An 18,758-nucleotide genomic window follows, 5' to 3' on the forward strand; every position below is an offset into this window, starting at 1 on the left:
TTTTCGATTATATCATAAAAGAGGCGAGCTAGGCTCAACCTCTTTCACTTAATTTGTACGAACTGGGGTGATAAGTTGCATGAAGTCCTCGTCAGTATCTGCTGGCACAAGAGTAAATGGACGAACAGCTGAGATAAAGCTAATGGTCACCTTTTCGCTATTTAAAGCCTTGAGTGAATCAATCAAGTAAGTTGGGTTGAAACTAATAGTCAAATCTTCACCAGTAACCTGATCAGTATCGATTTCTTCGTTTACTTTACCAACTTCTGGAGAGTGAACATGGGCGCTAACAACCCCATCTTTAATTTCAAGTTTCACAGTACCATTTTGAGTAGCACTTGATAAAAGACGAGCACGTTCCATTGACTGGCGTAAGTTTATAACATCAAAAGTAATAGTAGTATTAAAGTCTGTTGGAATCAAACGATCTGTATCAGGGTAGTTTCCTTCTAGGAGACGAGTGTAGAAGCTAATATTTTCGCTTCTAAAGAGGATTTGGTTATTAGCAAAGAAAATCTCTACAGTTTCGATATCATCTGTAAATACCGCTGAAAATTCGCGTAGAGAACGGCTAGGAATGACAACATCAAAATCATCACTATTTTTCTCAAGAGTTAATTTTTTCTGGCTTAGACGATGAGAGTCTGTTGCCACTGTTTTTAGCTCCTTGTTTTGACTCAATACAAAATGAACACCTGTTAAAATCGGACGACTTTCTTGTGTGCTTGCAGCAAAGGCTGTTTCATTGATAATTTTCTTGAGTAATTTTGTTTCAAGAATTAAAGGAGTGCTTGCTGAAATTTCTTGAATTCGTGGATATTGTTCGCTATCTTTTCCTTTTAAGGTAATTTCTGATTTGCCACTTGTTAAAACAATTTGATTTTGTTCAATTTCTTTAAAATCAAGAGTTACATCAGGTAGACTAGATACCACATTGATAAAGAAAGAAGCTTCAAGAAGGATCGAACCTAAAGAAGTAATTAACAAACCAGCATCTTCATTTTTTTGAGAAATAAAATTTTCAATTGAAATTTGACCATTTGAACCAATTAAAGTAACACCTTCATTAGTTACGTCAATTTTTACTGTTGATAAAATAGGAATGGCATTTTTAGAACTAATAGCTCTCTTAGTAGTATTTAATGCTTGTAGAAATAAATTTTTATTAATTGAAAAATGAATCATGGATTCTCCTTTATTTATTTTTAGTATTAGAAGGATAATAGTAATAATAGAGTCTGTGAAATCTGTGGAAAACAGACTTTAAACGAGTCATATCAAGTTTTTTGGATTGTTTAAAAAATGTGGATAAAAAAGATAAAAAAGCAAAAGTTATCCACAAGTTATTTAATTTTCTTTTTGATTGATTCAATTTCTAAACGTAAATTATCGTCTTCATCAATCAAAGATTTAATTTTGGCATGGGCATGAATAACTGTTGTATGGTCTTTTCCACCAAATTCCTTTCCAATTTTTGGAAGACTATTATCTGTTAGTTCTCTAGATAAATACATGGCTACTTGACGGGCTAACACAATATTTTGAAGGCGTCTGCTTCCCTTTATTTCTTTGACACTGACACCATAAAAGTTACCAACTTCATTTTGGATTTTATCAATTGGGATGACGAGTATTTGGCTAACATCTTGTTTTCGAGCTCTAATAGCTTCTGCAGCAACATCAATTGTAATATCTTTGATTTTCTTTACTCTAGCAACTAAAGTGATATCATTAATTGCACCTTCAAGATCGCGAACATTTGAATCAAATTGACCTGCTAAGTACTCTAAAGTATCGCTTTGGAAATTGTAATTCAAATGTTCAGTTTTGCTTTGTAGAATGGCAATACGCGTTTCAAATTCAGGAGGTGTAATGTGCTGTGTTAATCCCCAACTAAAGCGCGTGACAAGTCTTTCTTCAAGTCCTTCCAGATGTTTTGGACTTCTGTCACTGGTTAGGACAATTTGTTTTTGCTTGTCGTGCAGTGCATTAAAGGTATTGAAAAATTCTTCTTGTGTTGCAACTTTTTTTCCACTCAGCGATTGGATATCATCAATCAATAAAAGATCAAGGCTACGATAGGTCTTTTTAAACTTTTCCATTTCCCCTAGTCTTAAGTGATCAAGAAAGTCATTAATAAAGCTTTCAGCAGGGATATATTTAACACGCGCATCAGGAATGTTTTTTAGAATTTCGTTACCAATAGCATTTAATAGGTGAGTCTTACCAAGACCTGGACCTCCATATATAAAAAGAGGGTTATAGGTCAAAGCTAAATCTTCTGAAACAGCTAAAGCAGCAGATTTTGCCCAAACATTTCCATCCCCTTGGATAAAATTATCAAAGGTATACTTTTCTTTTAATCCAGTATCCGAATAAGGAATAGATGCTAACTTTGGACTATAGTCATAAAGAGTTGAATTTGGAGCTTCTTCAACTTGTGAGATAGTCGTATCTTGAGGTTTGGTGAAAATATAGTGGGGAGTTATTTCAGCATCATAAATTTCAAATCCAGCAACAACAATAATATCTTTTAGTTGTTTTTCCCAGACCATTTCCATTTCAGATCGTGGTAAAAATATAGTAGCAACATTTTCCTCTACCTTGATGAGTTCAGCTTGAATAGCATAGAAATCATACATGGATCGAGTCAGTCTTTCTTGAGCAAATTCTAATATACGATTCCAAAATTGTTTTTCTTTCAATCCTTTCTCCTCCTTTACTATTTAAAAGTTTAATGCTAGACTTATTTTACCATAGATAGTAAGAATTTTCCACAAGCTGTGAAAAATAATCCACAACGTTATTAAGTTTTATCCACAAGTTGGGGATAAAGTCAGAAACTTTTGATTTATTAAGCTTTTTATTGAAAAAAATAGTGGATAACCTTGTGAGATAAAAAAATAAAAGAACAGCCTTATTTCAGGCTGTTGATAATTCTACTGTATTCTTCTTGATTTAAAAAAGAAATAATGATTTTTCCACTATCTTTTTTAGACAGTTTGATTTCTACATCTAATCCGAGTAGTTTTTTTAACTGTTCTTCTTCATTTTGTATGAAATGATCATCTTTTTGCAGTTTCTTTTGTTTTTTCTCTGTCAGAAGAGCTTCTAACTTCCTTACAGAAATGTCTTCCTCTATGATTCGTTGAAAGAAATAGTCTTGTTGTTCCTTATTCAAGCCGACTAGCGAACGCGCATGCGCTTGTGATAGTTGGCCATTTTCTACTTCTGAAAGGATCTTTTCTGGCAAGGACAGCAAGCGAATAGAGTTGCTGATATAAGGACGAGACTTGCCCATTTTATCTGCAATTTCAGCATGTGTAAATCCTTTCTCTACAAGAGATTCATAGGCGCGTGCTTCTTCTATTGGATTTAAATTTTCTCTCTGTAAATTTTCAATGATGGACTGAACCATCATCTCTTGGTCTGAGAGCTGTTTAACAACAGCTGGGATAGACGTTAGACCAGCTAAAAGTGAAGCCCGATAGCGTCTCTCTCCTGCAAGGATTTCATAACCAATAACAGGAGATTGACGAACAATAATCGGTTGAATGACCCCATTTTCTTTGATAGACTGTGCTAGTTCATGTAGTTTTTCTCCATCAAATTCTTTTCGAGGTTGATAGGGATTTTTTTGTATATCTGTGATAGAAATCATTTCAAATTTTTCCATGATTCTACACTAACACATCTTTTCTCTTATGTAAAGCTTTCTTTACATAGATGTCAATTAAGATTCTAAATCACCTGAACTCTTGTCAAGTTTAATAGATGTAGTTTCTTCTTTACCGTTACGATAGTAAGTTATCTTAATGGTGTCTCCGATAGAATGATTGTAAAGAGCACTTTGTAAGTCTGTTGATGAAGCAATGTCTTTGTCATCTACTTTTGTAATAACGTCGTATTTTTCAAGGTGACCATTGGCAGGCATATTGCTCTGCACAGAACGAACAACTACACCAGATGTTACACTACTTGGAATATTCAGTCTTCTAATATCACTTGTATTAATATTTGAGAGATTGACCATTTGAATTCCCAAAGCTGGACGAGTCACTTTTCCGTTCTTTTCTAACTGTTCAATAATATTGATAGCATCATTTGCAGGGATTGCAAAACCAAGACCTTCTACAGATGTTCCTCCATTTGTGGCAATTTTACTTGAGGTAATTCCGATAACCTGTCCTTGAATATTGATTAGTGGGCCACCAGAGTTACCTGGGTTAATAGCAGTATCAGTTTGGATGGCTTTTGTAGAAATGGCTTGTCCATCTTCAGATTTTAAAGATACATTTCGATTGAGACTAGACACAATACCCTGAGTGACAGTATTAGCATATTCAGAACCTAACGGGCTACCAATAGCAATAGCAGTTTCTCCTACGGTTAACTTGCTAGAATCACCAAACTCAGCTACTGTTGTCACTTTTTCTGAAGAGATTTTGACGACAGCAATATCAGAGAAAGTATCCGCTCCGACGATTTCTCCAGGCACTTTAGTCCCATCTGACAAACGAATATCTACTTTGCTGGCTCCATTTATAACGTGATTGTTGGTGACAATGTAAGCTTCTTTGTCATTCTTTTTATAAATAACCCCAGAGCCTTCACTAGAGATTTGCTGAGAATCTGTGTTAGTATCATCATTACCAAATACGCTATTTTGTCTGTTTGCTGAATAAGTAATAACAGAAACAACAGCATCTTTTACTTTGTTAACAGCCTGTGTTGTTGAATTTTCGTTCTTATAGGCAGTCTGTGTAATGGTGCTATTGTTGTTCGAGCTACTTACACCAATTTTTTGAGTTAGTTGAGTTATTGAAAAACTACCCAAGGCTCCACTAAAAAAGCTAATGACGATAACGACTAATAATTGAAACCATTTTTTGTAAAATGTTTTTAGATATTTCATATTTGCCTCCATTTATTTTTGAAATTACTGAAAGTATAAACCGACTAGCTTAATTATAACTTAAACACAAAAGTTTTTCACAGATTGTGGATAACTTTCAAAAATCTGTGGTTTCCTCGGCTAAAATTAACCTTTTGTTTTGTGAATAAGATGTGAAAAAATAGAGAATATGTTAGAATAGAGTCATGAAAATTAAAGTTGTAACAGTTGGGAAACTGAAAGAAAAGTATTTAAAAGATGGTATTGCAGAGTATTCAAAACGAATTTCTCGATTTGCTAAGCTTGAAATGATAGAGCTAGCAGATGAAAAAACACCAGATAAGGCCAGTGAATCAGAAAATCAAAAGATTTTAGAAATAGAAGGTCAGAGAATTTTATCAAAAGTTGGTGACCGTGATTTTGTTATTGTGTTAGCCATTGAAGGGAAAACTTTCTCCTCAGAAGAATTTAGTAAGCAGTTAGAAGAAGCTTCTATAAAAGGATTTTCTACTCTTACTTTTATTATTGGGGGAAGTTTAGGATTGTCATCATCTGTAAAAAATAGAGCCAATCTCTCTGTTAGTTTTGGCCGCTTAACCTTGCCCCATCAGTTAATGAGACTAGTCCTTGTTGAACAAATCTATCGGGCTTTTACAATTCAGCAGGGATCACCCTATCATAAATAGAAAATTGACTTTTAATTGAATTTTTGGTAGAATAATTGTGTTAGGTCTCATAGCTCAGCTGGATAGAGCATTCGCCTTCTAAGCGAACGGTCGCAGGTTCGAATCCTGCTGGGATCAATATAGTAGCAAAGCTGGGAATTTTCCCGGCTTTTTTCTTAAAAAAGTACACTTTGGGAGAAAAAAATGACAGTTGAGAGAATTTTATCTAAAACGAAATTTCATTTTGTATAATGGTTTTTGTAAGTTAGCTTACAAGAAAAAAACATTGAGGAGATTTTATTATGAAAAACACAGTTAAATTGGAACAGTTTGTAGCCTTGAAGGAAAAAGACTTGCAAAAAATTCAAGGTGGGGAGATGAGGAGAATAGATAAAATGTTCATTAATTTTCTTAAAAGAAGATAAGGGAGTGTCAGAATGAATTTTTTCTTAGTAGTAGATTTTATATTATATTTTTTTATTATTAGTCACAGTTACAGTTTAATTTGCAAAGGTAAAATAAAAACAAAGGAACTATACGTTTTTGGTGCTTATACATTACTAGTAGAAATAGTACTTAGCCTTCCCTTTTATCTTCTACATTTAGATGAATTAGGGATTGTAACATTTTTATTTCCTTTGATGCTATATTCCTATTTTAAATGGATTAAACAGTATGAGAGGGATAGAGGACTATTCCTAAGTTTACTACTATCTCTTTTATATGAGAGCACTCATACCTTTCTGTCTGTAACTTTTTCCTCTATAACAGGAGACAATTTTGTTTTACAATATTATGACCTATTCTTTTTAGTTGTAACGGTGTTGACTTATGTCGTTATCGTAACAATCATTCGTTATTTCCATTTAGAACTAAACTATTTTGATAAGGACTATCTCTATCCTTTCTTGAAAAAAGTATTTTTTGCCTTACTACTGCTCCATATTGTATCTTTCGTTTCAGATATGGTAAGTACGATTAAACATTTGAATAGTTTTGGAAGTATTTTATCATCTATTGTCTTTATTTCTCTCCTTTTGACCTTCTTTGCAATGAATTCGCATAAAGAACAAATGGAAAAAGAGATTGCTTTAAAGCAGAAGAAATTTGAACAGAAACATTTACAGAATTACACAGATGAAATTGTCGGTCTGTATAATGAAATCCGTGGTTTTCGACATGACTATGCTGGAATGCTTGTCAGCATGCAGATGGCAATTGACAGTGGTGATTTACAGGAAATTGACAGAGTTTACAATGAAGTTTTGGTCAAAGCCAATCATAAACTGCGTTCAGATAAGTATACTTACTTTGATTTGAACAACATAGAAGATTCAGCTTTACGAAGTTTGGTTGCTCAGTCCATTGTCTATGCTCGAAATAATGGTGTAGAGTTTACACTGGAAGTAAAAGATACGATTACCAAGCTCCCAATTGAACTATTGGATTTGGTTCGTATCATGAGCGTTTTATTGAACAATGCTGTTGAAGGTTCAGCTGATAGCTATAAAAAGCAGATGGAAGTAGCAGTTATTAAGATGGAAACTGAAACAGTGATTGTGATTCAGAATTCATGCAAAATGACGATGACTCCTTCAGGAGATCTATTTGCTTTAGGATTCTCAACTAAGGGAAGAAATCGCGGAGTAGGATTAAATAATGTGAAAGAACTACTAGATAAGTACAACAATATTATTTTAGAAACAGAGATGGAAGGCAGTACATTTAGACAAATTATTAGATTTAAGAGGGAATTTGAATGAAAGTTTTAATTTTAGAAGATGTTATTGAACATCAAGTGAGACTAGAGAGAATATTGGATGAAATTTCGAAAGAATCGAATATTCCAATATCATACAAGACAACGGGAAAAGTTCGTGAGTTCAAGGAATATATTGAAAATGATGAAGTAAATCAACTTTATTTCCTAGATATTGATATTCATGGGATTGAGAAAAAGGGATTTGAAGTGGCTCAACTCATTCGTCATTACAATCCTTACGCTATTATCGTCTTTATCACCAGTCGATCAGAGTTTGCGACTCTGACCTATAAATACCAGGTATCAGCCCTAGATTTTGTTGATAAGGATATCAACGATGAGATGTTTAAGAAGCGAATTGAGCAAAATATCTTCTACACGAAGAGTATGTTACTTGAAAATGAAGATGTTGTAGATTATTTTGACTACAATTATAAGGGCAATGATTTAAAAATTCCTTACCATGATATTTTGTATATTGAAACGACAGGTGTCTCTCATAAATTGCGCATTATTGGTAAGAATTTTGCCAAAGAGTTCTATGGAACAATGACAGATATTCAGGAAAAGGATAAACATACCCAACGATTTTATTCTCCTCATAAGTCATTTTTGGTAAATATAGGCAATATCAGAGAAATTGACCGAAAGAATCTAGAAGTTGTTTTCTATGAAGACCATCGTTGTCCTATTTCAAGGTTAAAAATTAGAAAATTGAAAGATATTCTAGAGAAAAAATCTAAAAAGTGATTGACAATTAGTAAGAAATTGATATAATGGTTATATCTGCTACAGATAGAAGGTCCGTTGGTCAAGGGGTTAAGACACCGCCTTTTCACGGCGGTAACACGGGTTCGAATCCCGTACGGACTATTTTATCCGCCATAGCTCAGTTGGTAGTAGCGCATGACTGTTAATCATGATGTCGTAGGTTCGAGTCCTACTGGCGGAGTATAGATAAAAGGGAACACAACTGTGTTCCTCTTTTTGTATCAATTTGTATCACCAAGCATCTTCATAAGGAAGTCTGTTATTTCTTGAGGACTTTCTTTTTTTCCGTGTGCAATCCAAGTTTGACAGACACCAAAAAGTGCATGAGTTAAATAGATGCTACTATATTCTAATTCAGTGGTATTTAGATTCAGTTGCATAAATCGCTTTTGTAAATCTGTACTGAGCATGATATGAAGTTTATTTCGTAAGAAATTTTGGATTTCTTTCGTCCCATTTTCAGAAAGAAGAGCAGCCAGAAGTGGTTCTGATTCTAGATATTCAAAGACTTCTAGAATAGCGTCTCTTTTGCGCTGAGCATGTTTTTGAAAAATATATTCAAATGTATGAAATAGCTTGCTTTGATAATGCTCAATCATATCATACTTATCCTTATAGTGAGTATAGAAGCTGGAACGACTAATTCCGGCTTTTTCTGCTAACTTGACAGTAGAAATTTGATCAAATGGTTGTTCCATTAGTAATTGAACCATAGCATTTTCAATAGTTCGCTTTGTTTTTAAGCGTTTGTTACTTTCTTGCATATTTCCTCCTTATAAACAAATTAGACTATCTGTCTAAAAATTGATTTTTTATCTTGTAATTTAGATTTTTTAATGTATAATCTATTATATCAAAATTTTAGACAATATGTTTAAAAAAGGAGAAGCTATGTTTAAAGAATGGAAAGCAATTTTTAAAAAACCAACCTTTATTATTGTCATGATAGGGATTTCTCTTATTCCAGCTCTATACAATATCATATTTTTGTCATCAATGTGGGATCCATATGGGCAATTGTCTGACTTACCTGTGGCAGTTGTCAATCATGATAAAGAAGCTTCCTATAACGGTAATACCATGGCTATAGGAAAAGACATGGTGTCAAATTTAAAAGAAAATAAAACCTTAGATTTTCATTTCGTGGATGAAGAGGAAGGAAAGAAGGGATTGGAAGATGGCGATTACTATATGGTAGTGACTTTACCAAGTGATTTATCTGAAAAAGCAGCTTCGATTTTAACGGATCATCCAGAGCAAATGCAAATCGATTATCAGACTTCAAGTGGTCATAGTTTTATTGCCAGCAAGATGAGCGATTCTGCGATGACACAATTGAAGCAGAATGTTTCTACCAATGTAACCGAGACCTATACTAAAGCTTTATTTGATAAGATGGTCGAATTAAAGGATGGTATGAGTCAAGCAGCTTCTGGAAGTGAAAAACTAACTGATGGAGCGGATCAGTTAGTGGCAGGTAGTCAAACATTGACTACTAACCTACACTCTTTAGCAGATTCAAGTTTAACATTTTCAAATGGAACGGAGCAGTTTACTAAAGGATTATCCTCTTATGTCTCTGGTGTTGAACAACTTCATCTTGGCTTAGGGAATTTTAATAGTGGTTTAGTTACATATACTGGTGCAGTTAGTCAATTAGATAGCGGATTAGGTCAATTATCTTCTAAAAGTCCTGAATTAGTAGGGGGAGTCAATCAGTTATATACTGGTGTAGAGGCCTACACTGGCGGTGTTTCTCAGCTCAATACTGGTCTTAATCAATTTTCATCTGGTGTTAGTGCTTATACAAACGGAGTGGGAAATATTGCAATAGGTGCTAATCAGTTATCCAATCAATCAGCTACACTTCGAATGGGTATGGAGCAATTAAGTGAAGGGATTCAACAACTTTCTAGTAAGTTAGATGCTTCATCTGAGCAAAAAGATCAAATTGCTCAATTATCTTCTGGTCTGAATCAGTTAAATCAAGCTATTCAAAATATTGATGTTGGAGATACAAAACAATTAGACTCTGTTTTATCAAGTATAGTATCTCTTTCTAATCAAATGTTAGCAAGTGCTCAGTCTGAAAAAGCAACTACATTAGCCAATATTCAATCGACAGCAGCCTATCAATCATTGACAAGTGAGCAACAAGCTGAAATAAGCGCTTCTGTATCTCAAAATTCGACTGATAGTATTCAATCGGCTCAGTCAATTATAGCTTTAGTACAAGGTTTACAGGGAAGTTTGGAAAACTTACAAAATCAATCTTCAAGTCTTTCGACATTAAAAAATCAAGCTAATCAAGTATTACCGCTTACTTCTACTTCTTTGACAGGATTGTCAAGTGGATTAACAGAAATACAGGGAGCAGTGACGAGTAAATTAGTTCCTGCCAGTCAGTCGATTGCATCAGGTATAAACGCATATACTACAGGTGTTGATAAAGTTTCTCAGGGCGCAAGTCAATTAAGTGAAAAAAATTCCACCTTGACAGGTAGTTTAAATCAATTAGTTTCAGGCTCAACTACCTTGACACAAAAATCTTCTAGCTTGACAGCAGGAGTTGGTCAATTAGTTGAAAAAACTCCAGAATTAGTATCTGGTGTTGAAAAATTATCAACTGGCTCCAACCAATTGAATCAAAAGAGTCAAGAATTGATAGCAGGAGTTGATAAATTACAATCAGGCTCTAGTCGATTAGCAGATAAATCCAGTCAGTTACTTTCAGGTGCTTCTCAATTAGAGAATGGAGCTAATAAATTGGCAGATGGGTCTGGGAAACTTACAGAAGGTGGAATAAAGTTAGCTTCTGGATTGGAAGATTTACAGACAGGAGTTGCTTCTTTAGGACAAGGACTAAGTAATGCTAGCGATCAACTCAAAACAGTATCTACGGAATCGCAAAATGCAGAGATTTTGTCAAATCCACTCAATCTTTCCAAAACAGACAATGACCAAGTTCCTGTAAATGGAATTGCAATGGCTCCTTATATGATATCAGTTGCTCTCTTTGTTGCAGCAATATCAACGAATATGATCTTTGCGAAGTTGCCTTCAGGACGTCATCCAGAGAGTCGTTGGGCTTGGTTGAAATCTCGAGCTGAAATAAATGGTATTATAGCTGTTTTAGCAGGAATTTTGGTATATGGAGGAGTTCATCTTATTGGTCTAACAGCAAATCATGAAATGAGAACCTTGTTCTTAATTATTATCGCAAGCTTAACATTTATGTCTATGGTAACTGCATTAACAACATGGAATAGCCGTGTAGGAGCTTTCTTCTCTCTTATTTTGCTATTATTACAGTTAGCATCAAGTGCAGGTACCTATCCACTTGCTTTGACAAATAATTTCTTTAGAGCTATTAATCCTTGGTTACCAATGAGTTATTCGGTTTCTGGATTACGACAAACAATCTCTATGACAGGAAATATTCATCATCAAGTCATTTTCCTTGCTGTGATATTAGCCCTATTTACTGGTTTAGGTATGCTAGCCTATCGACCTAAGAAAATGGAAGAAGATTAAAAAAATCGACCAACTGGTCGATTTTTTTATGTCTTAGATGACTTTCGTTTGTGATTATAGATTCCAAATAGTAAAAGAGAAGTAAAGGAACAGATTGCTCCAGTAATAAAACCATTGGGAATGAAGGAAAGTGTAATAGTTCCTTTTCCCTTGGGAATGTCAACTTTCATAAAGCCAGTTTGAGCTTGTTTAATTTCTATTTTCTTCCCATCTTGGTAGGCAGACCAGCCTTTGTCATAAGGAATGGTGAAGAAAATGGATGTATCTTGTTTGACATCATATGTAGCAAAGACCTTGTTTTTAGAAGTTGATACTGTGACAGGTTGTTCTTTAATTTTTTGAATTGCCTCGGTAAATGTTTTGGTATCTAAACGATAGAAGGTAGGAGATTCAAATGATACTTGTGAATTTCCAGGGAAACCAACATTAATATTGAAAGTTTTTTTCTCTTTAGTATATCCTAGATTAAAGAAGGAGAAGACATTATCAGTTGTAAAAGTTTTCTTTTCTCCATTTACAAGGATGTCAACCTTTTTTTGTTTGTCATTAGAAAAGTGAAGGTTTGTGAAAGAAAGATAAACTTGGCTGTTTTCTGGCACTTCAATTTGATACTGGAGTGCTGCATCCTCATTTGAAGAACTTGTAACACTAATCAAATCATCAGTATTCTCTGTTTTTTCATAGGGTATTGGAGAAAAATAATCAAAATTGACGTCAGCAAGTTGATTTAAAAACGAGGCCTGATTATCCAAAGTGTGTTCATTGAACTTGACATTATTGTAAACAGATTGACTAGCAAAGGCAATCGGAAGAGAGAATTGATTTTCATATAGGGTAAGATTATCTTTTTGATATACATCTTGGAAACCATACTTATCAATAGGATTTTCTGAGATATTGTATTGGATACCAAATAAACTATCAGACAAAATGCTATTATTGGCATAACGGAGATTGAGATTGGTCCCAGAGGATTTAAACCCAAGCTTATCCAAAGTAGAGCTTGCTGAACGATTTCGAACAGAAGAAAATTGAGAGATTCCATTGTAGTTGAATTTCATACTGTCGTTTCCTGTCTGAGTTTCTAGTTTTTCAGTACGAGTAAATTGATTTCCAATATATGTTGAGAAAGATTCCATAGCTGGGATATCTCGATTATAAGCACTTCGAGAAGCAAATCCCCATTCCTTAGCAATTCCGTCCATTTGAGATGAAGCATTTAAGCTCATTTCAACCATTATAAATAAAGAGATTAGAATAGCAAATAGATTTACAGAGATAAATTTTTTGATAACTGCAAGGAGTAAAAGAGAATAGACAACTAAAAATTCAAGAGTAAGTAGAATATTCAAATTTGTTAAAAAAGAATAATGCGATTTTAGATAGATGGTAGCTAAAAATCCTGTTACAACAAGAAAAATCGAAGCTAAAAAATTCCATACTTTAATTTCTTTCAGACGATTTAAGACTTCTGCTGCTGTGTAAATTAACAAGGTAGAGAAAATCCAAGCATAGCGATGTAAAAACATGTTTGGAGTATGCATGCCTTGCCAAAATAAATCAAGAGCTTCAATATAAAAGCTTGCAATTAGAGATACAAAGAAAATTGCATAGATAAGTTTCACGTGAAACTTAATAGATTTAATCGTAAAAAATAAAATGGTCAAAATAAAGGGAAGTAGTCCAACAAAAATCATTGGGATAGCCCCATACTTTGTTGTATCAAAGGAACCGATAAATTGCTTAGCAAAGAGATCAAGATACCAGCTAATTTCAGTTTGAAACTTTGTAACTTCTGTCAATTTTTCCCCATGTGTCTGTAAATCAAATAGAGTAGGAAGAGTCATAATCAAACTGGCCATTCCTGCTAAAAAGGAAGTAACAATAAAATCAAGAAAAGATGATTTTCGATTTTTAAAGTCCCAAGAAATTTGGCAGAGATACCAGAAAATAAGAAACAATGCTGTCATATATCCAAAATAATAGTTTTGAATAAACAAGATTGACAGACTTGTAAAGTATAGTAGGCGCTTCTTTTGTGTTATAAGTATATGTAATCCAGTTATAATTAAAGGAATCAAGATAAAAACATCTAACCAAGTTTTTATCTCTAGTTGACTAACAGAGAAACTCATCAGAGCATAGGAAGTAGATAAAGCTAGTTTTAAAGGCTTAGGAATCGATTGAAATAATTTATTTAAACTAAAGTAAGTTGACAGTCCAATCAATCCAAATTTTAAGAGAGTTGTTAGATAGACAGTATCTGGCATATTAGTTAGATCAAAAAAGTAAACTAGTGGTGAAAGGAAACTACCCAAGTAATAACTAGATAGGGCATAGAAATTCAATCCGAGGCCACTTGTAAAGGTGTAGAACAAACCACCATTTCCGTGTAGGATATTTCTTAGAGCTATATCAAAAATAACGTATTGATGAAACCCATCTCCTAATAGTGGAGATGTATCGCTATTCCAGTAGATACCTTGAGATAGATATACTCCTATCATAATGATTATGGGAATGATGAAAGAAACAAAATAGGTCCAATATGTTTTAAAAAATAATTTCATGTTACCTCATAAAATGTTAGAAAACTCAGCTGGTTAATCCAACTGAGTTTTGAAGTTTTTAGTCTTTCCAAAGTTCTTTTACTTTTGCTTGTACTTCTGCATTTTCTAGGAATTCATCATAGGTTTCATCGATACGGTCAATGACGCCATTTTTGGACAAGACAATGATATGGTTAGCTAGAGTTTGAATAAACTCGTGGTCATGGCTGGCAAAGATGATTGATTCTTTAAAGTTTTTCAATCCATCATTCAAGCTTGAGATAGATTCCAAGTCCAAGTGATTGGTTGGATCATCAAGTACAAGGACATTTGATTTCAAGAGCATGAGTTTTGAAAGCATGACACGAACTTTTTCTCCCCCTGACAAGACGTTTACAGGTTTGTTAACTTCATCTCCAGAGAAGAGCATACGGCCGAGGAAACCACGTAGGAAAGTATTGTCATCTTCCTCTTTACTTGCGAATTGACGCAACCAGTCAAGGATTGACTCTCCTCCTGCAAAATCTGCCGAGTTATCTTTTGGCAAGTAAGAACGGCTAGTAGTTACTCCCCACTTGACAGTTCCTTCATAGTCAATGTCACCCATGATTGCACGAATTAATGCAGTCGTTTGGATGTCATTTTGTCCAATTAGCGCTGTCTTATCACCTGGACGTAAGATAAAGCTGATATTATCTAAAATAGTCTCACCATCAATCTTTACAGATAGATTTTCTACTGTCAAGAGATCATTACCGATTTCACGTTCCGCTTTAAAGTTGATAAATGGATATTTACGACTAGATGGTACAATTTCTTCAAGTTCAATTTTATCAAGCATTTTCTTACGTGATGTTGCTTGCCTTGATTTAGAAGCATTGGCAGAGAAACGAGCAACGAATTCTTGCAATTGCTTAATTTTTTCTTCTGCTTTGGCATTACGGTCTGCTAGCAATTTAGCAGCGAGTTCAGAAGATTCCTTCCAGAAGTCATAGTTTCCGACATAGAGTTTGATTTTTCCAAAGTCAAGGTCGGCCATGTGAGTACATACTTTATTTAAGAAGTGACGGTCGTGGGATACTACGATAACGGTGTTATCAAAATCAATCAAGAAGTCTTCTAACCAAGTAATCGATTGGATGTCCAAACCGTTGGTAGGCTCGTCCAAAAGAAGAACATCTGGTTTACCAAAAAGTGCTTTGGCGAGGAGAACCTTTACTTTTTCACCGTTGGCCAATTCGCTCATGTTTTGATAGTGCAATTCTTCTGGAATGTTTAGGTTTTGAAGTAGTTGAGAGGCTTCGCTTTCTGCTTCCCAGCCTCCAAGCTCAGCAAACTCTCCTTCGAGTTCGGCAGCACGTACTCCATCCTCATCTGAGAAATCTTCCTTCATGTAGATAGCATCTTTCTCTTTCATGATGCTATAAAGTTTTTCATTTCCCATGATAACGACATCAATTGCACGTTCATCTTCATAGTCAAAGTGATTTTGACGAAGCACAGAGAGACGTTCATCTGGACCAAGAGAAATATGACCAGTAGTAGGTTCGATATCTCCAGCTAAAATTTTTAAAAAGGTTGATTTTCCGGCACCATTAGCACCGATTAATCCGTAAGTATTTCCTTCTGTAAATTTGATATTGACATCATCAAAAAGTTTGCGATCACTAAAACGTAGTGAAACATCAGATACTGTAAGCAATATTTTTCTCCTAATATGTGTGATAGTTTTATTTTACTAGAAAATACAGAAATATTCAAATTTTTATTTGTCAATTTTGTGTAAACTAGATTTACAGCAAACTTTACACAGATCCGTCAATAGCAAGGCTGATTTATTTTAATAAATTGCGGTTATTTCATTAAAAAAATGCTATAATTGAAGGGACCATATCGAAGGAGAATAAAATGACTAAACCCATTATTTTAACAGGAGACCGTCCGACAGGAAAATTGCATATTGGACATTATGTTGGAAGTCTCAAAAATCGAGTATTATTACAGGAAGAGGATAAGTATGATATGTTTGTGTTCTTGGCTGACCAACAAGCTTTGACAGATCATGCTAAAGACCCTCAAACCATTGTAGAGTCTATCGGAAATGTAGCTTTAGATTACCTTGCAGTTGGATTGGATCCAAGTAAATCAACTATCTTTATTCAAAGCAAAATTCCAGAATTAGCTGAGTTGTCTATGTATTATATGAATTTAGTGTCATTAGCACGTTTGGAGCGCAATCCAACTGTCAAGACAGAAATTGCTCAGAAGGGATTTGGAGAAAGCATTCCGACAGGATTTTTGGTTTATCCAATTGCACAAGCAGCTGACATCACAGCCTTTAAGGCCAACTATGTTCCTGTTGGGACAGATCAGAAACCAATGATTGAGCAGACTCGTGAAATTGTTCGTTCTTTTAACAATGCATATAACTGTGATGTCTTGGTAGAACCGGAAGGTATTTATCCAGAAAATGAGAGAGCAGGGCGTTTGCCTGGTTTAGATGGAAATGCTAAAATGTCTAAATCACTCAATAATGGTATTTATTTAGCTGATGATGCGGATACTTTGCGTAAAAAAGTAATGAGTATGTATACAGATCCAGATCATATCCGCGTTGAGGATCCAGGTAAAATTGAAGGAAATATGGTTTTCCATTATCTAGATGTTTTTGGTCGTCCAGAAGATTCTCAAGAAATTGCTGACATGAAAGAACATTACCAACGAGGTGGTCTTGGTGATGTGAAGACCAAGCGTTATCTACTTGAAATATTAGAACGTGAACTGGGTCCTATTCGTGAGCGCCGTATTGAATTTGCTAAGGATATGGGAGAAGTTTATAATATGCTTCAAAAAGGTAGTGAAAGAGCGCGTGAAGTTGCGGGTCAAACCCTATCTGAGGTTAAAGGGGCAATGGGACTTCAGTACTTTAACTAAGTTTATTTTACAAGAAACTATCATTTCTATCTCAAAGAAAAGATAGTTTTTTATTTATCCCTGTAACATTTGACAAATTTTTATAGAATGGTATGATAGATACAATATAAAAAGAGTCAAGCTCAAAAAGAAAGAAAAGAGGAAACTTCGAATGTCTAATTGGGACACTAAATTTTTGAAAAAAGGTTTTACCTTTGATGATGTATTGCTTATTCCAGCTGAAAGTCATGTGTTGCCTAACGATGCAAATTTAACAACTAAATTGGCAGATAATTTGACTTTAAATATCCCAATTATTACCGCTGCCATGGACACAGTTACAGAGAGTCAAATGGCCATTGCTATTGCTCGTGCAGGCGGTCTCGGAGTTATCCATAAAAACATGTCAATTGCTCAACAAGCAGAAGAGGTTCGTAAGGTAAAACGTTCTGAAAATGGAGTTATTATTGATCCGTTCTTCTTGACGCCTGAACATACAATTGCTGAAGCAGATGAGCTTATGGGTCGTTACCGCATCAGTGGTGTTCCAGTTGTTGAAACACTTGAAAATCGTAAATTGGTTGGTATTTTGACAAACCGAGATCTTCGTTTTATTTCAGACTATGACCAACCAATCTCAAATCATATGACTAGTGAAAATCTTGTTACTGCTCCTGTGGGTACAGATCTTGCAACAGCTGAGAGTATTCTTCAAGAACACCGTATTGAAAAGCTTCCTTTGGTAGATGAAGAAGGTCGCCTTTCTGGTTTGATTACTATCAAAGATATTGAAAAAGTTATTGAGTTTCCAAATGCTGCTAAAGATGAGTTTGGTCGTCTACTAGTTGCAGGTGCAGTAGGTGTTACTTCAGATACATTTGAACGTGCAGAGGCTCTTTTTGAGGCAGGAGCGGATGCGATTGTTATTGATACTGCACATGGTCATTCTGCAGGTGTCTTGCGTAAAATTGCTGAGATTCGTGCTCACTTCCCAGATCGTACTTTGATTGCTGGAAATATTGCTACTGCTGAAGGAGCGCGCGCACTTTACGAAGCAGGTGTGGACGTTGTCAAAGTTGGGATTGGACCAGGTTCTATCTGTACTACTCGTGTGATTGCTGGTGTTGGTGTTCCGCAAGTAACAGCTATTTACGATGCTGCAGCTGTTGCGCGTGAATATGGTAAAACGATTATTGCTGACGGTGGAATCAAGTATTCTGGAGATATTGTAAAAGCCCTTGCTGCAGGTGGAAATGCAGTTATGCTTGGATCAATGTTTGCTGGAACTGATGAAGCTCCAGGCGAAACTGAAATCTTCCAAGGACGTAAGTTTAAGACTTACCGTGGTATGGGATCAATTGCTGCTATGAAGAAAGGTTCAAGCGATCGTTACTTCCAAGGTTCTATCAATGAAGCAAACAAACTTGTTCCAGAAGGAATTGAAGGTCGTGTTGCTTATAAAGGTGCGGCAGCTGATATTGTCTTCCAAATGATTGGAGGTATTCGCTCTGGTATGGGTTACTGTGGTGCAGCTAACCTTAAAGAACTACACGATAATGCTCAATTTATTGAAATGTCTGGTGCTGGTTTGAAAGAAAGCCACCCTCACGATGTACAAATTACTAATGAGGCACCAAATTATTCTATGTAAAAACAATGAAAAGAACTCC

At 35.0% G+C, this 18,758-nt stretch carries 14 protein-coding genes and 3 tRNA genes; 10 read left to right on the forward strand and 7 right to left on the reverse strand.

The annotated features are described in order from the left end of the window. Positions 1 to 48: 48 nt before the first annotated feature. From dnaN to MK482_RS00710, 4 genes are all read right to left on the reverse strand, one after another. Positions 49 to 1,185 carry a DNA polymerase III subunit beta gene (gene dnaN / locus MK482_RS00695; RefSeq protein WP_268717725.1) on the reverse strand — a complete coding sequence of 379 codons (1,137 nt, stop codon included), beginning with the start codon at positions 1,183 to 1,185 and terminating at the stop codon, positions 49 to 51. Positions 1,186 to 1,343: 158 nt separating this feature from the next. Continuing rightward, positions 1,344 to 2,705, reverse strand: coding sequence for a chromosomal replication initiator protein DnaA (gene dnaA / locus MK482_RS00700; protein WP_136936751.1), 1,362 nt, complete (start codon positions 2,703 to 2,705; stop codon positions 1,344 to 1,346). 212 nt (positions 2,706 to 2,917) lie between these two features. Next, positions 2,918 to 3,676: a ParB/RepB/Spo0J family partition protein gene (locus tag MK482_RS00705; RefSeq protein WP_136936750.1), complete on the reverse strand. Its 759-nt coding sequence runs from the start codon at positions 3,674 to 3,676 to the stop codon at positions 2,918 to 2,920. A 57-nt stretch (positions 3,677 to 3,733) separates the two neighbouring features. Next, positions 3,734 to 4,915, reverse strand: coding sequence for a S1C family serine protease (locus MK482_RS00710; RefSeq protein WP_268717726.1), 1,182 nt, complete (start codon positions 4,913 to 4,915; stop codon positions 3,734 to 3,736). 185 nt (positions 4,916 to 5,100) lie between these two features. On the opposite strand from MK482_RS00710, the gene rlmH reads away from it, so the two are divergent. From rlmH to MK482_RS00745, 7 genes are all read left to right on the forward strand, one after another. Continuing rightward, a complete protein-coding gene (rlmH, locus tag MK482_RS00715) occupies positions 5,101 to 5,580 on the forward strand; it encodes a 23S rRNA (pseudouridine(1915)-N(3))-methyltransferase RlmH (RefSeq protein ID WP_033682541.1) in 480 nt (159 codons plus the stop codon). A gap of 43 nt (positions 5,581 to 5,623) precedes the next feature. Further along, a tRNA-Arg gene (locus MK482_RS00720) sits at positions 5,624 to 5,697 on the forward strand. Between the two features lie 164 nt (positions 5,698 to 5,861). After that, entirely contained in the window at positions 5,862 to 5,984 is a 123-nt protein-coding gene (gene comC / locus MK482_RS00725; protein WP_033684573.1) for a competence-stimulating peptide ComC, read from the forward strand. Positions 5,985 to 5,996: 12 nt separating this feature from the next. Continuing rightward, the gene (comD, locus tag MK482_RS00730; protein ID WP_261012702.1) at positions 5,997 to 7,322 is read left to right on the forward strand and encodes a competence system sensor histidine kinase ComD; all 1,326 of its coding nucleotides are present in this window, start codon (positions 5,997 to 5,999) and stop codon (positions 7,320 to 7,322) included. Beyond that, positions 7,319 to 8,071 (forward strand): competence system response regulator transcription factor ComE, encoded by a 753-nt coding sequence (gene comE, locus MK482_RS00735; RefSeq protein ID WP_049546431.1) that lies wholly within the window; start codon positions 7,319 to 7,321, stop codon positions 8,069 to 8,071. Before comD ends, comE begins: the two co-directional genes overlap by 4 nt. 51 nt (positions 8,072 to 8,122) lie before the next feature. After that, positions 8,123 to 8,194, forward strand: a tRNA-Glu gene (locus MK482_RS00740). Between the two features lie 5 nt (positions 8,195 to 8,199). Next, positions 8,200 to 8,273: transfer RNA gene (locus MK482_RS00745), tRNA-Asn, on the forward strand. Between the two features lie 40 nt (positions 8,274 to 8,313). On the opposite strand, the gene MK482_RS00750 is transcribed toward MK482_RS00745, so the two are convergent. Continuing rightward, positions 8,314 to 8,856, reverse strand: a complete 543-nt coding sequence (locus tag MK482_RS00750) for a TetR/AcrR family transcriptional regulator (protein WP_049546912.1) — start codon at positions 8,854 to 8,856, stop codon at positions 8,314 to 8,316. 127 nt (positions 8,857 to 8,983) lie between these two features. On the opposite strand from MK482_RS00750, the gene MK482_RS00755 reads away from it, so the two are divergent. Further along, positions 8,984 to 11,626 (forward strand): YhgE/Pip domain-containing protein, encoded by a 2,643-nt coding sequence (locus MK482_RS00755; protein WP_268717849.1) that lies wholly within the window; start codon positions 8,984 to 8,986, stop codon positions 11,624 to 11,626. Positions 11,627 to 11,652: 26 nt separating this feature from the next. Here the strand turns inward: MK482_RS00755 and MK482_RS00760 are convergent, their stop codons facing one another. Continuing rightward, positions 11,653 to 14,196: a YfhO family protein gene (locus MK482_RS00760; protein WP_268717727.1), complete on the reverse strand. Its 2,544-nt coding sequence runs from the start codon at positions 14,194 to 14,196 to the stop codon at positions 11,653 to 11,655. A 58-nt stretch (positions 14,197 to 14,254) separates the two neighbouring features. Beyond that, a complete protein-coding gene (locus MK482_RS00765) occupies positions 14,255 to 15,877 on the reverse strand; it encodes an ATP-binding cassette domain-containing protein (RefSeq protein WP_000958767.1) in 1,623 nt (540 codons plus the stop codon). 206 nt (positions 15,878 to 16,083) lie between these two features. Between MK482_RS00765 and trpS the strand changes: the two genes are divergently transcribed. Together trpS and guaB are read left to right on the forward strand one after the other, a co-directional pair. Continuing rightward, positions 16,084 to 17,109, forward strand: coding sequence for a tryptophan--tRNA ligase (gene trpS / locus MK482_RS00770; protein WP_268717728.1), 1,026 nt, complete (start codon positions 16,084 to 16,086; stop codon positions 17,107 to 17,109). A 151-nt stretch (positions 17,110 to 17,260) separates the two neighbouring features. Beyond that, on the forward strand, positions 17,261 to 18,739 hold the full coding sequence (gene guaB / locus MK482_RS00775) for an IMP dehydrogenase (protein ID WP_136936742.1): 1,479 nt from the start codon (positions 17,261 to 17,263) through the stop codon (positions 18,737 to 18,739). Positions 18,740 to 18,758 lie beyond the last annotated feature (19 nt).

It is taken from the genome of Streptococcus mitis, from assembly GCF_026782865.1.
GTDB classification, from domain to species: Bacteria; Bacillota; Bacilli; order Lactobacillales; family Streptococcaceae; genus Streptococcus; species Streptococcus mitis_CG.

Bases quoted from the DNA above. Each gene is read 5' to 3' on its own strand.
- dnaN (WP_268717725.1), bottom strand. From the start codon at position 1,185: ATGATTCATTTTTCAATTAATAAAAATTTATTTCTACAAGCATTAAAT.
- MK482_RS00705 (WP_136936750.1), bottom strand. From the start codon at position 3,676: ATGGAAAAATTTGAAATGATTTCTATCACAGATATACAAAAAAATCCC.
- MK482_RS00710 (WP_268717726.1), bottom strand. From the start codon at position 4,915: ATGAAATATCTAAAAACATTTTACAAAAAATGGTTTCAATTATTAGTC.
- rlmH (WP_033682541.1), top strand. From the start codon at position 5,101: ATGAAAATTAAAGTTGTAACAGTTGGGAAACTGAAAGAAAAGTATTTA.
- comC (WP_033684573.1), top strand. From the start codon at position 5,862: ATGAAAAACACAGTTAAATTGGAACAGTTTGTAGCCTTGAAGGAAAAA.
- comD (WP_261012702.1), top strand. From the start codon at position 5,997: ATGAATTTTTTCTTAGTAGTAGATTTTATATTATATTTTTTTATTATT.
- comE (WP_049546431.1), top strand. From the start codon at position 7,319: ATGAAAGTTTTAATTTTAGAAGATGTTATTGAACATCAAGTGAGACTA.
- MK482_RS00750 (WP_049546912.1), bottom strand. From the start codon at position 8,856: ATGCAAGAAAGTAACAAACGCTTAAAAACAAAGCGAACTATTGAAAAT.
- MK482_RS00755 (WP_268717849.1), top strand. From the start codon at position 8,984: ATGTTTAAAGAATGGAAAGCAATTTTTAAAAAACCAACCTTTATTATT.
- MK482_RS00760 (WP_268717727.1), bottom strand. From the start codon at position 14,196: ATGAAATTATTTTTTAAAACATATTGGACCTATTTTGTTTCTTTCATC.
- trpS (WP_268717728.1), top strand. From the start codon at position 16,084: ATGACTAAACCCATTATTTTAACAGGAGACCGTCCGACAGGAAAATTG.
- guaB (WP_136936742.1), top strand. From the start codon at position 17,261: ATGTCTAATTGGGACACTAAATTTTTGAAAAAAGGTTTTACCTTTGAT.